The following is a 15,643-nucleotide window of genomic DNA, read 5'->3' on the forward strand; positions in this document are numbered from 1 at the left end:
TGAAATCTAGGAGCCACCCATCACCCGGTCAACCAGGTTCGGCAGAAGTGTTATCGGGGCATAGTGGATACCGGGCACTTTCTCCTGCGTTCCGGACGGTCCATGCGCCTTGTCGAAGCCCAGCTTCGCCGCCTCGCGAAGGCGGATCGAGGAATGCGCCACGGGCCGCACTTCACCGCTGAGCGAAATTTCGCCGAACCAAGCCGCGCTGCCAGACAACGGACGATCCGAAAGCGCAGAAATCAGCGCTGCCGCCACGGCAAGGTCTGCCGCCGGATCGGTCAGCCGGTAGCCGCCCGCCACGTTGAGATAGACCTCTGCGGTCGAGAAATTGAGACCGCAACGCGCTTCCAGCACTGCCAGCAGCATCGCGAGCCGCCCGCTGTCCCATCCCACCACGGCGCGGCGCGGGGTTGCTCCGCTGGGCAAGCGCACCGTCAATGCCTGGATCTCGACCAATACCGGCCGCGTTCCTTCGAGCGCCGGAAACACCGCACTGCCCGGCACCGGGTTCTCGCGGCCCGAAAGGAACAGCAGCGAGGGATTGCCGACTTCCTCGAGCCCCGCCCCTTGCATGGCAAACACGCCGATCTCGTCCACCGCGCCAAAGCGGTTCTTGAGCGCGCGCAGGATGCGGTACTGGTGGCTGCGCTCACCCTCGAAGCTCATCACCACATCGACCATGTGCTCCAGCACACGCGGCCCCGCGATCGTGCCGTCCTTGGTAACATGCCCCACCAGCACCAGCGCCGCCCCGCTCGCCTTGGCATAGCGGATCAGTTCGAACGCACAGCCGCGCACCTGGCTCACCGTTCCGGGCGCACCTTCGATCTGGTCTGAATACATCGTCTGGATCGAATCGATCACGACCAGCGCCGGCGTTTCCATCGCATTCAGCGTGGTCAGGATGTCGCGCACCGAAGTCGCCGAAGCGAGCATGATCGGCGCCTTGCCAAGGCCAAGCCGGTCAGCGCGCAGCCGCACCTGATCCGCCGCTTCTTCGCCGCTGATATAGACTGCCGCACCGCCAGACAGCGCCACCTTGGCTGCGGCCTGCAGCAGCAGCGTCGATTTGCCGATTCCCGGATCGCCGCCCATCAGGATTGCAGAGCCCGGCACCAGCCCGCCTCCCAGCGCCCGGTCCAGCTCCGCCAGCCCGGTCTTGCGCCGCTCCGGCAGTTTTACCGGTTGATCGAGCGCGACAAACGCAACCGGCCGACCGCCGCTGGAAAGATCATGCTTGGAGGAGAACACCGTTTCCGGCGCGTCCTCGACCAAGGTGCTCCATTCGGAGCAATCCGGGCACTGTCCCTGCCAGCGGGGCGATACCCCGCCGCAAGCCTGACAGACATAACGGCGTTTCGGTTTGGCCATTCAGCAGGCCTAATGCGAACATAGCGGGAACACAAGCCCCGGTTTGCGCCAATCAGGTGGAAAGTTGGTGCCCCTGGCCAGACTCGAACTGGCACATCTCTCGATAACCGATTTTGAGTCGGTCGCGTCTACCATTCCACCACAGGGGCACTCGAGGCGGACTTACCCTCCCCTTCAGCGTGCTTCAAGCCGTCTTGATCGCGCCGACCACCAGCTTGTGCAGCTTCGAATGCAGCGCATCGTTGCCCGCCAGCACCGTTTCGGCGCAGATCGGGTGCGAACGCCCGCGGTAGTCAGAAACGAAACCGCCGGCTTCACGCACCAGAAGGCAGCCCGCCGCCGTATCCCACGGCTGCAACGAGCTTTCCCAGAACCCGTCGTAGCGGCCAGCGGCCACCCACGCGAGATCGAGCGATGCCGCGCCGAAGCGGCGGATGCCCGCCACGCGTGGGCCAAGCTCGTGATAGATGCGCGTCCACTCGCCCATGTCGCCCCGGCCCGAGAACGGAATGCCGGTGGCGATCAGCGCTTCATCAAGGTTGCGCCGCGCCGAAACGCGCAGGCGCCGATCCTGCAGCCACGCGCCGCGGGTCTTTTCGGCCCAGAAGCTCTCGTCGGTGATCGGATTATAGACGATCCCCGCCGTCACTTCGCCCCAGCCTTTGCCGTCAAGCGTCGGCTCCTGCACCGCGATCGAGATCGCGAAGTGCGGAATGCCGTGGAGGAAGTTGCTGGTGCCATCGAGCGGATCGATGATGAAGCGCGGCTTGCCCGGCTCCCCTTCGATCGTGCCGCCTTCTTCCAGCTCGAAGCCCCAACCGGGACGCGCCGCGCGCAGTTCGTCCCACAGCGTGCGCTCGGCGTGCTGGTCGGCCTTCGAAACGAAGTCCGCCGGCCCTTTGCGGCTCACCTGGAGATGCTCGACCTCGCCGAAATCACGGCGCAGCCGCTGGCCGGCCTTGCGGGCCGCCTTCTCCATCACCCGCATCAGGCCGGAAATTGCTGACATGATCGCTCAGCCCACCTTGCTGACGTAAGTGCGCTCGTAGACGTCGACGATGATGCGCGTGCCGCTGGCGATATGCGGCGGCACCATCACGCGCACGCCGTTATCGAGGATCGCGGGCTTGAAGCTGGACGAGGCGGTCTGCCCCTTCACCACGGCATCCGCCTCGACGATGGTTGCCTCGACCTGCTCGGGCAGCTGCACCGAGATCGGGCGTTCTTCCCACATTTCGAGCAGCACGGTCATGCCGTCCTGAAGGAAGGCCACGGCATCGCCCAAAAGGTCGGCCGGAAGCGTAATCTGGTCGTAGGTTTCCACGTCCATGAAGATCAGGTCATCGCCTTCCTTGTAGAGGAACTGGAAGTCCTTCGTATCGAGGCGCACGCGCTCGACCGTGTCGGCGCTGCGGAAGCGCACGTTGGTCTTGCGGCCATCGACGAGGTTTTTCATCTCGACCTGCATGAACGCGCCGCCCTTGCCGGGCTGGGTGTGCTGGGTCTTGGCAACCTTCCAGATGCCCTTCTCGTATTCCAGGATATTGCCGGGACGGATGTCCACGCCGCTGATCTTCATGATGGAAAGAGCCCTGCCAAGTGGTCGAGTGGTAATGCACGCCGAAAGGGTGCGGGAGCGCGGCCCTTAGCGCCAAGCGGCGATTGCTTCAAGCCGCCGTCGCATGCTAGCGCCTTTGACATGATCCGCGCTGCCGTTTCCGCCTGCATTCTTTGCGTCGCCGCCCCCGCCATGGCCGCGCCCGGCGGCGCGATGTGGACCATATCGCAAGGGCGCTGGACGTGCGAACTGCCGGGTGATGCAACCACGCCGCCCACCCCGCAGCCGGAGAACAACTTCAATATTGTTCCCGATTCCAGCTACCTCGTGAACGGCGTGCGCGGCACATACCTGCTGTTGGGGAACAAGCTCACGATGACCTCCGGCCCTTTCGCCGGGCGCCGGTTCGACAAGGTGGGCCTTTCGCTGATCCGGCTCGGCCCCGATGGCAAGCGCCTGTCGCTCCGCTGTGTCCGTGCCGGTGCAATGCGCGATGATTACAGCGCCGATGCAGGTGCGGCGGCAGAGTAGGCGGTTCAGCCTGCCGCCCCGGCAATCGCGGCATTGAGCGCGCGCACGCCTTCGGCCTCGTCCCCGCCCCATACGGCATTGCTCACCGCGAGGAAGTCCGCGCCCGCCGTCACGAGCGGTGCGCAGTTGGCGGCCGTGATCCCGCCGATTGCCACGCAGGGCAGCTCGAATAGCCGGGACCACCAGCTCAGCAGTTCCGGCTCGGCGACATGCTTGGTGTCTTTGGTCGAGCTCGGGAAGAACGCACCGAACGCAACGTAATCCGCGCCCGCTTCACCCGCTTCCATCGCAAGGTGGCGGCTGTCATGGCAGGTCACGCCGATCTGCGCCGCCTTGCCGAGCCGCGCCCGCGCATCGGCTACGCTGCCGTCATCCTGCCCCAGATGCACGCCATCCGCGCCGAGCCGCTTCGCCAGCGCTATCGAGTCGTTGACGATGAACGCCACTTCACGGTCGGCGCAAATCCGCAGGAGCGGTTCAGCGAGGCGTGCGGCTTCATGTTCGTCCACGTTCTTCACACGGAACTGAAACGCCGCAACCGGCCCCGCATCAAGCGCGCGGGCTAGCCGGTCGGGGAACATGCCGCCCACATCGAGCGGCGAGATCAGGTAGAGCTGGCAGGCAGGTTCAGTCATGCTCCGCCCCTAGCGAGCCGAGCGCACCAGTGCAAACCGCAGCGCAGATCAGGCCGTCTTCACCGTCGATCCGCGATGGATCTCGTCAATCGCGCCGCCGAGCGATGCGTCGAACTCCGCGTCGCTCATCTGCGCGCGCAGGTCTTCAAGCAGCGCGCGGCTGAAGCTCGCGATGATGCCGTTGTTCTTGGCGAGCTCGACGCAGGCCTCGGGGCGCTTGAAACCGCCCGAAAGCGCGACGACGCGCAGCACGCGCGGGTGCGCCACCAGCGGATCGAACGTTCCCGGCACGACGGGGAGCGAAAGCTTGAGCATCACTTCCTCGCCCTCGGCCAGCGTGTCGAGGTGCTTCAGCGTCTCTTCGAGCAGGATCGTGTCGCATTCTGCGCGCGTCTCGCTCTTGATGTTCACTTCGGGTTCGATGATCGGCATCATGCCGTGCGAGAGAACCTGACGGCCCACTTCGAACTGCTGCGCGACCACAGCGGCAATACCTTCGCGGTTCGCCGAGTTAATGACCGAGCGCTCCTTGGTGCCGAACACGCCCAGTGCCTTTGAGCGCTCCAGCAGCGCGTCCAGCGTCGGCATCGGCTTCATCAGCTGCACGCCGTTAGCCTCGTCCTCGAGACCCTTGTCGATCTTGATGAAGGGCACAACGCCCTTGGCCAGCAGCGCGGCCGGCACCGGCGTGCCGTCAACATCGCCGTCCATCGTGCGCTCGAACAGGATCGCGCCGATGACCTTTTCACCGGTGAACGCCGCCGAGCGAATGATCCGCGCGCGCATTTCGTGGATCAGGCCGAACATTTCTTCTTCGGTGTTCCACGCGCCGGCTTCGATGCCATAGCCCGCGAGCGCCTTCGGGGTCGAACCGCCGCTCTGGTCCAATGCCGCGATAAAGCCCTGGCCTGCAGAGATCTTGGACTTCATCTCGACGTAGTTCATGGCATGCCCCTTGATTTGCGCATTCGTATGCGTGCGCCTTTAGCGCGAGATCTGCTGCACTGCAACAGGGAGTTGCAAGCCTATGAGGTAAATTAGACTGAGCAGAAAATGCTAGACACCTGCTAATCGAGTGAGCATCCAGGAGGCGCCCTCGTATCCTAACTTCAGCATGCTTGCAGCTTTGTACATTTCGTAAATTCGATTGTACATTTCCTTAAAGGAATGAACGCTCTTTACGATTTTTACTTGAGAGTTTGTCTCTTCTAATTCACGACTGATTGCGTATATAAATGCACCAAGATCAATTGCTGGTGCACGAATTCGTGAATAGCCTAATATATTTATTCTCGCCAAAATAAATGAAATCTCATTGCAACCACGCACCAGCGCGTCTCGCGCAAAATCGGCTTTCTCTAGTTGCAGGTCCTTCATATCATTTCTGATATTGCTTATAGCGCTCTCAATGATTCCTATATCAGAAGCCGAAACGTTCTCAAATGACTCAAACCTTCTAATGGTTCGCGACGATGATCTAAGAAACGTTCTGGAATTACTTCCAAACGAAGCATTTGGCTTTATTGCTTCGGTATAATTTTGAATCAAGCAATCGGGCATGAAAGCCCCTAGAATGAGATCAATGCTCTGACTGATATGCGCTTCGTCCTCTTTATCAACACCCTCTTCCATTAGCAAAAGAGACTGAACAGAGGTAATATTGTCCTGCATAAGCTTTATCAGATGATAAAACTCCGGAGACCAAGGTGCCACTTTCCCAACGTTCGATAACCGCTGAGCAAATGTATTCCCGTCTCCAGTGTCAAACAGATCCATTGCGCGAAGAACATCTCTCGCAGGATCTGATATCGAAGCTTCCATCACCAAGTGCCCCCCTGCGATGAGTTCGCAGACAGAAGCAGTTTATAGGCTATGAGGGTACATTGATAGAGAGCATTCTATGAAGATAGCGCCGCCACACCGGGCAGCACGCGGCCTTCCATCCATTCCAGGAAGGCGCCGCCCGCGGTCGAGACGTAGGAGAAATCGCCCGCCACGCCGGCATGGCTCAGCGCAGCGACGGTATCGCCGCCGCCAGCAACAGAAACCAACGAGCCTTCGCGGGTCAGCGCCGCTGCGGTGCGCGCAAGCGCCACGGTCGCGGTATCGAACGGTTGAGTCTCGAACGCGCCCATCGGCCCGTTCCACACCAGCGTCTTGCAGACCTTCAGGACGTCGGCCAGCGCTTCAGTCGCTGCAGGGCCAACGTCGAGGATCATCTCGTCCGCCGCCACTTCATGCACGTTGCAGGTGCGCAAGCTCGGCGGATTCGCCGCGAATTCCTTCGAGACGACCACGTCATACGGCAGGTGCACCGTGCAGCCGGAAGCATCCGCCGCATCGAGGATCGCTTCAGCGGTCGGTGCCAGATCATGCTCGCATAGCGACTTGCCAACATCGACCCCGCGCGCGGCGAGGAACGTGTTGGCCATGCCGCCGCCGATGATGAGGTGATCGACCTTGCCGACAAGGTGCTTCAGCACATCGAGCTTCGAGGAGACCTTGGCCCCGCCGACCACGGCCGCAACCGGCCGCTCTGGCTCGCCCAGCGCCTTGCCCAGCGCTTCGAGTTCGGCCTGCATCGAACGGCCCGCATAGGACGGCAGCACATGCGCGAGGCCCTCGGTCGTCGCATGGGCGCGGTGCGCGGCGGAAAACGCGTCGTTCACATAGATATCGGCGTTCTCGGCAATGGCCTTGACCAGTTCCGGATCGTTCTTCTCCTCGCCCTTCCAGAACCGCGTGTTCTCGAGGCAGGCGATCCCGCCCTCAGGCAGGATGCCGACGACTTGGCTCACCACCGGCCCGGCAATCTCGGAAACGAACATGACCTCGCGGCCCAGCACCTGCTCGACCGCGCCGACCACCATGCTCAGCGATTGGGTCGAGACGCGCTCACCCTTGGGCCGGCCGAAGTGCGCCAGCAGGAGCACCTTGGCGCCCTTGTCGGCGAGTTCGAGGATCGTCGGCTTGGCGGCCTGCACGCGGGTATCGTCGGTCACCGCGCCGTCCTGCATGGGGAGATTGAGGTCCACGCGCACCAGCACGACTTTGCCGCGCGCGTCACCGATCTGATCCAGCGTCTTGAAGCTCATTCCTCGATCCTCACTTCATCGCCCAGAGCGATCTCGCCCTCGCTGATCACTCGTCCGCAAATCCCGCCGCGCCAGTCCGGCATGAGCGCCTCGCGCAGACCGGGGCGCAGCGCGTCCATCCGGCTGCACGGGTCGCACTCGTAGCGCACCTCGATGCGCAGACCTGTGCCGATCGCGATCACCTTGCCCGCCTCGCGCGGCAGACGCACGCCTGAAACGAGCAGATTTGCGCGCCGGTCAGACCACACAAGGCCATCCGCTCCGCCGAGTTCCTGCATGGCAGCCGCCCAGCTTTCGGCTTCGATCACGGTAATCTGCCGGTTGCCCTTCTTGCCTTCAGGCACGGGCCCCCGGCAATCGCCCTCAAGCCCCAGATCCGGGGTCACGAGGGCGCGTTCCAGAGTTTCCATGGGGCCGCGGGACACCTTGTGCCGGGCAATCCCGTCAAGACGTCCCGCAGCGCTCATGTGCTTAGAGCAGACCGCCCATCACGCCGGCCGTATCGACCATGCGGTTCGAGAAGCCCCACTCGTTGTCGTACCACGAAAGCACGCGAACCAGCTTGCCGTCGATCACCGAGGTTTCGAGGCTGTCGATGGTCGACGAGTGCGAATCGTGGTTGTAGTCGATCGACACCAGCGGCTCGTCGCTGAAGCCGAGCACGCCCTTGAGCGGACCTTCGGCAGCGGCCTTGAGCAGCGCGTTGACTTCTTCCTTGGTCGTGTCGCGGCCGGGCTGGAACGTCAGGTCCACCACCGAAACGTTCGGGGTCGGCACGCGGATCGCCGAACCGTCGAGCTTGCCCTTCAGTTCGGGCAGCACTTCACCAACCGCGCGGGCGGCACCCGTGGTGGTCGGGATCATGCTCATCGCAGCGGCGCGCGCACGGCGCGGATCGCTGTGGATCTGGTCAAGGATCTTCTGGTCGTTGGTATAGGCGTGGACCGTGGTCATCAGGCCGCGCACGATGCCGATGCTGTCGTTCAGCACCTTGGCGAACGGCGCGAGGCAGTTGGTGGTGCACGAAGCGTTCGAGACCACGGTGTGCTCTGCGGTCAGCTTGTCGTGGTTCACGCCGTAGACGACGGTGAGGTCGACGTTCTTGCCCGGCGCCGAGATCAGCACCTTCTTGGCGCCCGCCGCGAGGTGCTTTTCGCACGAAGCGCGGTCGGTGAAGAAGCCGGTGCATTCGAGCACGATGTCGATGCCCTGCGCGCCGTGCGGGAGGTTGGCGGGATCACGCTCTGCGGTCACCGCAATGCGCTTGCCGTCAATGACGAGATCGTTGCCGTCGACTTCGACCGTGCCCTTGTAGGCGCCGTGCACGCTGTCACGCTTGAACAGCAGTGCATTGTCCTTGGCACTGGCCAGGTCGTTGATCGAAACCAGCTCCAGCCCGCAATCCGGGCGCTCCAGAATGGCGCGCGCCACATTGCGCCCGATGCGCCCGAAACCGTTGATCGCAACCTTGGTCGCCATTGTAGAACTCCTTGCTAGCTATCCGATATCACCCTCGTCGTTCATTTGGGGTAGCGAACCGATGAAACAATCCAAAGCGCCGTAACTTGCACCTCTGGATAGCTATTCGCATCCCCGCAAAGACGAAGAACTTACGAAAGCCGCGCCTTGATGCGCGGCAGGATCTTGTCGGGCGTGAGCCCGAAGTGGTCATAAAGCGCCGGCGCCGGCGCCGAAGCGCCGAAGCTGTCGATGCCGACGGCAATGCCATCGCCGACATACTTCTGCCAGCCCAGCGTCACGCCCGCCTCGATCGAAACCTTCAGCGCGTCCGCCGGCAGCAGGTCGGCGCGGTAGGCTTCGTCCTGCTCGTCAAACAGCTCCCAGCACGGGAACGAGACGACATCCGCGCCCACGCCCTCGGCTTCCAGCGCCTTGGCGACGTCCATGGCGATTGCCACTTCCGAACCCGTCGCCATCAGCACGACCTTGCGCGGTGCAGACGCGCTGACGAGGCGGTAGGCCCCCTTCGCGCTCTTGAACTCGGTGTCGAAGCGCACCGGCGGCAGGTTCTGCCGGGTCAGCGCCAGCACCGTCGGGCGGTGGGCGTTGGCCAGTGCAAGGCTCCATGCTTCGGCCGTCTCGATCGCATCCGCCGGGCGGAACACGAGGAGGTTCGGGATCATGCGCAGCGACATCACATGCTCGACAGGCTGGTGCGTCGGGCCGTCCTCGCCAAGGCCGATGGAATCGTGCGTGAACACATAGATCACGCGGGTGTGCTGCAGCGCCGACATGCGGACCGCATTGCGGCAGTAGTCCGAAAACACGAGGAAGGTGCCGCCGTAGGGGATCACGCCGCCGTGCAGCGCCATGCCGTTCATCGCCGCAGCCATGCCGAATTCGCGGATGCCGTAGTAGACATAGCGCCCGCCGTAGCTGTCCTTGGTCAGCGGGCCGGTCGACTTGGTCTTGGTGTTGTTCGAACCGGTGAGGTCCGCCGATCCGCCGACCATTTCGGGGATCACTGCAGTCATGGCTTCCAGCGCCATCTCGCTCGACTTGCGCGTCGCCACGGTCGGCGAGTTGTCGATCAGGCTCTGGATGTAGGCGCCCTGCGCGCCGCCGTCCGCCGGCAGTTCACCGGCCATGCGCCGGGCAAGCTCTGCACCCTGCGGATGCGCCGCCGCACGGGCTTCCCACGCCGCACGGGCAGTAGCGCCCCTGGCACCGGCAGCACGCCAGTTGGCGAGGATATCAGCCGGGATCTCGAACGGCGCCGAAGTCCAGCCCAGATACTCCCGTGCCGCCTCGATCTCGCTCTTGCCGAGCGGCGAACCGTGGACGTTGTGGCCGCCCTGCTTGTTCGGCGCGCCCTTGCCGATCACCGTCTTGCACGAAACCAGCGACGGGCGCGGATCGGCGGCGGCTTCGGCCAGCGCGCGGGCGATATCGGCAAAATCATGGCCGTCGCAGCTCGCCGTGTGCCAACCGCTTGCGGCATAGCGGGCCAGAATGTCTTCCGTGGTCGAAAGCGAGGTATCGCCGTCGATGGTGATCTTGTTGTCATCCCACAGCACGTTGAGGTTGCCGAGGCCGAGCGTCCCGGCAAGGCCGACCGCCTCGTGGTTCACGCCTTCCATCAGGCAGCCGTCACCCGCGATCACCCAGGTCTTGTGATCGACGAGTTCGCTGCCGAACGTCGCATTGAGGTGCCGCTCGGCAATTGCCATGCCGACCGCCATCGCAACGCCCTGTCCCAGCGGACCGGTGGTGCATTCGACGCCTTCCAGCATGTCGTTCTCGGGATGCCCAGCGCAGGGGCTGCCAAGCTGGCGGAAGTTACGGATGTCGCCGATCGTCGGTGCCGCATAGCCCGTCAGGTGCAGAAGCGCGTAGATCAGCATCGAGCCGTGTCCGGCCGAAAGCACGAAACGGTCGCGGTCCGACCACTTCGGGGCTGAGGGATCGTACTTGAGGAACTCGGTAAACAGCACTGTCGCCACATCGGCCATGCCCATCGGCATGCCGGGGTGCCCCGAATTGGCGGCTTCGACCGCATCCATCGCGAGCGCGCGGATGGCGTTCGCCATCGGCGTCAGTACGGTCTGATCCCGTTCCATCTGTCTTTCCTGACTTTGAACCCGCGGCAAGAGCCGCCTGATCACCACCGATTCGGCAGCGGGTTCTCTTTGGTAGCCGTACCCCCCAGCGTCAAGGTTGGGGAAAGGCGGGCAGTTCCCGGCTTGCGGGCATAGGCAATTGTGCTAGCGAATACGGCCATGACGACCGAGGGGCAGGATTCTCCGCTAAACGCGGCACTGGACAGGATCGAGCAGGCGGTTGCCCGGCTGGAGGCAGCCGTCGCGGCTGCTCCCGTTCCCGCCGAAGTGGCGGAACTGCGCAGCCGCCACCGCAAGCTCAAGGAACGGGTGAGTCAGGAAATCCAGCAGCTTGACCTTCTTCTGGCCAATCTTCCACAATGAGCGCTCTCGCATGAGCCCTTCTGTATGACCAACGTCACCCTCACCATCGGCGGCCGGCCCTATACCGTCTCCGCGCCCGACGGCGAAGAATCGCATATCGAGATGCTGGGCCGCATGGTCGCGGATCGTGTAGCCAATGGCGCTGGCGGCGCCGGGCAGAGCGAAACCCGCATGCTCCTCTTCGCGGCGCTGATGCTGGCGGACGAACTGCACGAACTCCACCGCAACATGCCCGCTCCGGCGGAAGAGGCGCCGAAGCCAGCCCAGCCCGCGGCCGAAGTCCTCGCCCGGATCGAAACGCTGGCCGCCCGCGTTGAAAAACTTGCAACGCATCTCGAAGAACCTGCACCTTGAGAAAGCTGTCCGGCTCCCCTAGATAGGGAGTGACGGGTACTGCCCGGCACGTGCCACATGAAATCCCTGAGGCTATAAGCAAAATCCTTGGGGGCTGTCCCTGCCCTGGCCCTGGCCCTGGTACATGGTCCCCACCTGACGTGAACGCGTCAGAGGATTCTCCTGGAAACGACCCATGGTGGTCCCGTCACCCTCGGCACGCTGCCATTCCATAAAGCGAGACAGATGATGAGCGCAGATCCCGCTTCCGCCAAGGCGGCCCTGCGGAGCGCCCTGCGTGCCGCCCGGCGCGAACATGTCGCGGCGCTTGATCCGCGCGTCAAGGCGCTGCTGTTCATGCGGCCGCCAGCGGCACTGGGCGCATTGATCCCCGTCGGCGCCACGATCGGGCTCTATGCAGCGATCGGCGATGAGGCTCCTACCGGTGCCTATGCGCGGCATTTCCATGAGGCCGGGCACAAGGTTGCCATGCCGTGGTTCGCCGCGCGGGGAGAACCGATGGAGTTTCGCCATTGGGCTTCCCCGCACCATGACGACCTGATGGAGCCCGGCCCCTACCGCGCGCCGCAGCCGCTAGCCGATGCTGATGGCCTCCAGCCCGATGTCCTGTTCGTCCCCCTCGTCGGTTTCACGGCGCACGGCATGCGCCTGGGTCAGGGCGGCGGGCATTATGATCGCTGGCTGGAGAAGTACCCCCACGTCCCCGCGATCGGCATGGCGTGGGATAGCCAGCTCGCCGAAGACCTGCCCACCGAGGCGCATGACAGACCGCTCGCCGCAGTGGCAACCCCCACCCGCCTCTACGGCCCTTTCTGAGCGGAACCTTCGATGGACGATCCCAAATCCTACCAGCCCACCTGGCGCAAACCCTTCGGCATTCTTGCGCTGATCCTTGGGCTGTTTGGTTATGCGCTGATCGTGGCGGGCCTTTCCGGCCCCATCGGGAACTTGCCGGTTCTGGTGCAGACCTTGGTCTACGTGATTCTCGGAACCGTCTGGCTGCTGCCGCTGCGCCGCTTTCTGATCTGGATGGAAACCGGCCGTTGGGGTTGATTTTAAAAGATTTTTACGAAACGCAAAAATTGCCGATCTAGGGCGTTGACAGCCCGCAAGTCCCCCCCTAAATGCGGCGCTCCCAAGGCGAGCGGGTGTAGCTCAGTTGGTTAGAGTATCGGCCTGTCACGCCGAGGGTCGCGGGTTCAAGTCCCGTCACTCGCGCCATTGGGAAGACGAAAAAGGCACCTTCGGGTGCCTTTTTCTTTGCCCGCAGCCCGCGCCGCACGCAGCCCCGGCAAACCCCCATTAACCAAACTTTATCGGCCCGCGTGTCAGACAGGCATCGCTGGCGCGCGGGGCGCCCGAGGGGCATTCGGTTCAATGGTCAAAGCAGTCTTTCCGGCGATGGTTATCGCAGGCGCGACAAGCGCGGCACTCCTGCCCGCCTCCGCGCATGCCGCCGGCGGCGTGCATTTCGCCAGCGATGTCTTCGTGGAGCGCTTCCAGCCCGCCCCCGGCGGCCGCACGGCCCGCATACTGGAACGCGCAGACCAGCTCCGCCCCGGTGACAGGGTGATTTTCGTCGTCAACTGGAGCGGCCGCAAGGATGGCGGCTTCACCGTCACCAATCCGCTCCCGCGCACGATTGCCTTTGCCGGCGGTGCCGATGGCGAACAGGAAGTCTCGGTCGATGGCGGCCGCACCTGGGGCTCGCTCGAAGAACTCAGCGTGCGCGATGCCTATGGCCACATGCGCCAAGCCCATGCCGAGGATGTCACGCATCTGCGCTGGCGTATTCCCACCCCGCAGGCGCTTGCCGGCACCGGCCAGATGACCTGGCGCGGCGTGGTGCGTTAATCCGCCAGCAGCAGAACCGGCGTCTCGATCATCCGCTTGAGCGCCTGAACGAAGCTCGCCGCATCCCAGCCATCCACTACGCGGTGATCGCAGCTGATCGAAATGTTCATCAGCTTGCGCTTGGCCACGCGCTCGCCGCCCATGCCGTCGGGCACGAACATCGGCCGCTCGACAATCCGGTTCGGCCCGATGATCGCGACTTCCGGCCGGTTGATGACCGGGGTTGTCGCCACCCCGCCCAGCGCGCCCAATGATGTGATCGTGATCGTCGAACCGGAAAGCTCGCCCGAAGTCGCGGTCCCCTTGCGCGCAGCATCGGCCAGACGCGCGATCTCGTTCGCCAGCTGCCACAAGTTGCGATCCTGCGCATCGCGGATCACCGGCACCATCAGGCCGCCCGGCGTCTGCGTCGCCATGCCGAGATGCACCGCGCCGTGCCGCGTCACCACGCCTGCCTCGTCGTCATAGCGGGCATTGAGCATCGGATAGTCGGGCAGCGTCTTGCAGATCGCGGTGATCAGCAGCGGCAGCATCGTCAGCTTGGGCTTGGACCCACGCGCATCATTAAGCTGCGCGCGCATCTCCTCCAGCGCGGTGACGTCGCATTCCTCGACATAGGTGAAGTGCGGAATATTCCGCTTCGCCGCCGCCATGTTCTCGGCGATCCGGCGCCTGAGGCCGATGACCTTGACAGCCTCGTCCTTGCGCACCGCCGCCGCCGGGCGATAGCCGCCGCCGGCATTGTAGGCGAGGAACTGGTCGAGATCGGCATGGCGCACGCGGCCTTCTTCCGAAGGCTTCACCTCAGCAAGATCGATCCCCAGCGCTTCCGCCCGCGCCCGCACGGCAGGACTCGCCAGCACCTTGGGCGCATGGATGAACGGTGCTGGCTCCTCAGACCGAACGGCAACCGGTGCCTCAACTACGACTGGCTGCGTGACTGGAGCCGCCTCCACAACCTCCGCTCGTCCTGAGCCTGTCGAAGGACCGCTCACAACCTCAGCGGCAGGCTCCGCAGCCTCATCCCCCTCCGTCTCGATCACCACCAGCGGCGAACCGATCGCGATCACATCGCCAACCTCGCCCGCGATCGAGATGATCCGCCCGCTCACCGGGCTTTCCATCTCGACCGTGGCCTTGTCGGTCATCAGATCGGCCACGCGCCCATCCTCGGCCACCATGTCGCCAACTGCCACATGCCAAGCGACAATCTCGGCCTCGGCGATGCCTTCACCGATATCGGGCAGGCGGAACGTGAAAGTACCCATGCGGTCAGGCCTTCAGAAGACGGTCGACAGCCTCGCCAATGCGGACCGGACCCGGAAAATACGCCCATTCAAGGCTGTGCGGATAAGGCGTGTCGAAGCCCGTCACGCGCTCGATCGGGGCCTCAAGGTGATAGAAGCACCGCTCCTGCACCAGTGCCGAAAGCTCGGCGCCAAACCCGCCGGTGCGCGTCGCCTCATGGACGATCATGCACTTGCCGGTCTTCTCGATCGAAGCCTTGATCGTCTCGATATCGAGCGGCACCAGCGTGCGCAGGTCGATGATCTCGGCGTCCACGCCCTTCTCGGCCAGCACCGCTTCGGCCACATGGACCATCGTGCCATAGGCCAGCACGGTCATCGCCTCACCCTCGCGCACCACCCGCGCCTTGCCGAGCGGGATGCGGTAGTACCCTTCCGGCACCGCGCCATCCTTGTGGCGTGACCATGGCTCGACCGGCTTGTCGTAGTACCCGTTGAACGGCCCGTTATAGATGCGCTTGGGCTCGAAGAAGATCACCGGATCGTTGTCCTCGATCGCCGCGATCAGCAGGCCCTTTGCGTCGTGCGGGGTCGCCGGGATCACGGTCTTGATCCCGGAAACGTGGGTAAACAGCGCCTCCGGACTCTGGCTATGCGTCTGCCCGCCAAAGATGCCGCCACCAAACGGCGAGCGCACTGTGATCGGCGCGGTAAACTCCCCCGCCGAACGATAGCGCAGCCGCGCCGCCTCCGAAACGAGCTGATCCAGCCCCGGATAGATGTAGTCGGCAAACTGGATTTCCGGCACCGGACGCAGGCCATAGGCCCCCATCCCCACCGCCACGCCGATGATCCCGCATTCGCTGATCGGCGTATCGAACACCCGCGTGCGGCCATATTTCTTCTGCAAGCCCGCCGTCGCGCGGAACACGCCGCCGAAATAGCCGACATCCTCGCCCATCACGACGATGTTGCTGTCACGGGCCATCATCACATCGAGCGCGTCGTTGATCGCCTCGATCATGTTGAGCTTCTTCATGGAAGCAGTCTC

Annotated in this window: 18 protein-coding genes and 2 tRNA genes; 7 read left to right on the plus strand and 13 right to left on the minus strand. The window is 63.8% G+C overall.

Going from position 1 to position 15,643, the window contains the following annotated elements:
* Positions 1 to 6: 6 nt before the first annotated feature.
* The 4 genes from radA to efp form a co-directional block, all read right to left on the minus strand.
* Complete coding sequence (gene radA, locus NSE01_RS01415; RefSeq protein WP_147157842.1) at positions 7 to 1,374, minus strand: DNA repair protein RadA; 1,368 nt, start codon at positions 1,372 to 1,374, stop codon at positions 7 to 9.
* Positions 1,375 to 1,439: 65 nt separating this feature from the next.
* Positions 1,440 to 1,523, minus strand: a tRNA-Leu gene (locus NSE01_RS01420).
* 35 nt (positions 1,524 to 1,558) lie between these two features.
* Positions 1,559 to 2,383 carry an inositol monophosphatase family protein gene (locus NSE01_RS01425; RefSeq protein ID WP_147157843.1) on the minus strand — a complete coding sequence of 275 codons (825 nt, stop codon included), beginning with the start codon at positions 2,381 to 2,383 and terminating at the stop codon, positions 1,559 to 1,561.
* 6 nt (positions 2,384 to 2,389) lie between these two features.
* Positions 2,390 to 2,953 (minus strand): elongation factor P, encoded by a 564-nt coding sequence (efp, locus tag NSE01_RS01430; protein ID WP_147157844.1) that lies wholly within the window; start codon positions 2,951 to 2,953, stop codon positions 2,390 to 2,392.
* A gap of 120 nt (positions 2,954 to 3,073) precedes the next feature.
* On the opposite strand from efp, the gene NSE01_RS01435 reads away from it, so the two are divergent.
* Positions 3,074 to 3,463 carry a hypothetical protein gene (locus NSE01_RS01435; RefSeq protein WP_147157845.1) on the plus strand — a complete coding sequence of 130 codons (390 nt, stop codon included), beginning with the start codon at positions 3,074 to 3,076 and terminating at the stop codon, positions 3,461 to 3,463.
* Between the two features lie 5 nt (positions 3,464 to 3,468).
* On the opposite strand, the gene thiE is transcribed toward NSE01_RS01435, so the two are convergent.
* The 7 genes from thiE to tkt form a co-directional block, all read right to left on the minus strand.
* Positions 3,469 to 4,098: a thiamine phosphate synthase gene (gene thiE, locus NSE01_RS01440; protein WP_147157846.1), complete on the minus strand. Its 630-nt coding sequence runs from the start codon at positions 4,096 to 4,098 to the stop codon at positions 3,469 to 3,471.
* A 48-nt stretch (positions 4,099 to 4,146) separates the two neighbouring features.
* Positions 4,147 to 5,043: a fructose bisphosphate aldolase gene (locus NSE01_RS01445; RefSeq protein ID WP_147157847.1), complete on the minus strand. Its 897-nt coding sequence runs from the start codon at positions 5,041 to 5,043 to the stop codon at positions 4,147 to 4,149.
* Between the two features lie 111 nt (positions 5,044 to 5,154).
* Positions 5,155 to 5,922, minus strand: coding sequence for a hypothetical protein (locus tag NSE01_RS01450; RefSeq protein WP_147157848.1), 768 nt, complete (start codon positions 5,920 to 5,922; stop codon positions 5,155 to 5,157).
* Between the two features lie 74 nt (positions 5,923 to 5,996).
* Positions 5,997 to 7,193: a phosphoglycerate kinase gene (locus NSE01_RS01455; RefSeq protein WP_147157849.1), complete on the minus strand. Its 1,197-nt coding sequence runs from the start codon at positions 7,191 to 7,193 to the stop codon at positions 5,997 to 5,999.
* Positions 7,190 to 7,603, minus strand: coding sequence for an MOSC domain-containing protein (locus NSE01_RS01460; RefSeq protein ID WP_147157850.1), 414 nt, complete (start codon positions 7,601 to 7,603; stop codon positions 7,190 to 7,192). Before NSE01_RS01460 ends, NSE01_RS01455 begins: the two co-directional genes overlap by 4 nt.
* A gap of 61 nt (positions 7,604 to 7,664) precedes the next feature.
* Positions 7,665 to 8,672, minus strand: a complete 1,008-nt coding sequence (gap, locus tag NSE01_RS01465; RefSeq protein WP_147157851.1) for a type I glyceraldehyde-3-phosphate dehydrogenase — start codon at positions 8,670 to 8,672, stop codon at positions 7,665 to 7,667.
* A 131-nt stretch (positions 8,673 to 8,803) separates the two neighbouring features.
* On the minus strand, positions 8,804 to 10,804 hold the full coding sequence (tkt, locus tag NSE01_RS01470) for a transketolase (RefSeq protein ID WP_281289459.1): 2,001 nt from the start codon (positions 10,802 to 10,804) through the stop codon (positions 8,804 to 8,806).
* A 129-nt stretch (positions 10,805 to 10,933) separates the two neighbouring features.
* Between tkt and NSE01_RS01475 the strand changes: the two genes are divergently transcribed.
* The 6 genes from NSE01_RS01475 (at position 10,934) to NSE01_RS01500 (ending at position 13,345) form a co-directional block, all read left to right on the plus strand.
* The gene (locus NSE01_RS01475; protein WP_147157853.1) at positions 10,934 to 11,137 is read left to right on the plus strand and encodes a hypothetical protein; all 204 of its coding nucleotides are present in this window, start codon (positions 10,934 to 10,936) and stop codon (positions 11,135 to 11,137) included.
* Between the two features lie 24 nt (positions 11,138 to 11,161).
* The gene (locus tag NSE01_RS01480) at positions 11,162 to 11,491 is read left to right on the plus strand and encodes a cell division protein ZapA (protein ID WP_147157854.1); all 330 of its coding nucleotides are present in this window, start codon (positions 11,162 to 11,164) and stop codon (positions 11,489 to 11,491) included.
* A 225-nt stretch (positions 11,492 to 11,716) separates the two neighbouring features.
* Positions 11,717 to 12,307 carry a 5-formyltetrahydrofolate cyclo-ligase gene (locus NSE01_RS01485; protein ID WP_147157855.1) on the plus strand — a complete coding sequence of 197 codons (591 nt, stop codon included), beginning with the start codon at positions 11,717 to 11,719 and terminating at the stop codon, positions 12,305 to 12,307.
* Positions 12,308 to 12,319: 12 nt separating this feature from the next.
* Positions 12,320 to 12,544 (plus strand): DUF2842 domain-containing protein, encoded by a 225-nt coding sequence (locus NSE01_RS01490; RefSeq protein ID WP_147157856.1) that lies wholly within the window; start codon positions 12,320 to 12,322, stop codon positions 12,542 to 12,544.
* A 91-nt stretch (positions 12,545 to 12,635) separates the two neighbouring features.
* Positions 12,636 to 12,712: transfer RNA gene (locus tag NSE01_RS01495), tRNA-Asp, on the plus strand.
* A 156-nt stretch (positions 12,713 to 12,868) separates the two neighbouring features.
* Entirely contained in the window at positions 12,869 to 13,345 is a 477-nt protein-coding gene (locus tag NSE01_RS01500; RefSeq protein WP_246134976.1) for a hypothetical protein, read from the plus strand.
* On the opposite strand, the gene NSE01_RS01505 is transcribed toward NSE01_RS01500, so the two are convergent.
* Positions 13,342 to 14,613 (minus strand): dihydrolipoamide acetyltransferase family protein, encoded by a 1,272-nt coding sequence (locus tag NSE01_RS01505; protein ID WP_147157857.1) that lies wholly within the window; start codon positions 14,611 to 14,613, stop codon positions 13,342 to 13,344. The genes NSE01_RS01500 and NSE01_RS01505 overlap by 4 nt on opposite strands.
* A gap of 4 nt (positions 14,614 to 14,617) precedes the next feature.
* Complete coding sequence (locus NSE01_RS01510; RefSeq protein WP_170233731.1) at positions 14,618 to 15,631, minus strand: alpha-ketoacid dehydrogenase subunit beta; 1,014 nt, start codon at positions 15,629 to 15,631, stop codon at positions 14,618 to 14,620.
* Positions 15,632 to 15,643 lie beyond the last annotated feature (12 nt).

Origin of the sequence: Novosphingobium sediminis (assembly GCF_007991615.1) — a bacterium.
Lineage (GTDB): Bacteria > Pseudomonadota > Alphaproteobacteria > Sphingomonadales > Sphingomonadaceae > Novosphingobium > Novosphingobium sediminis.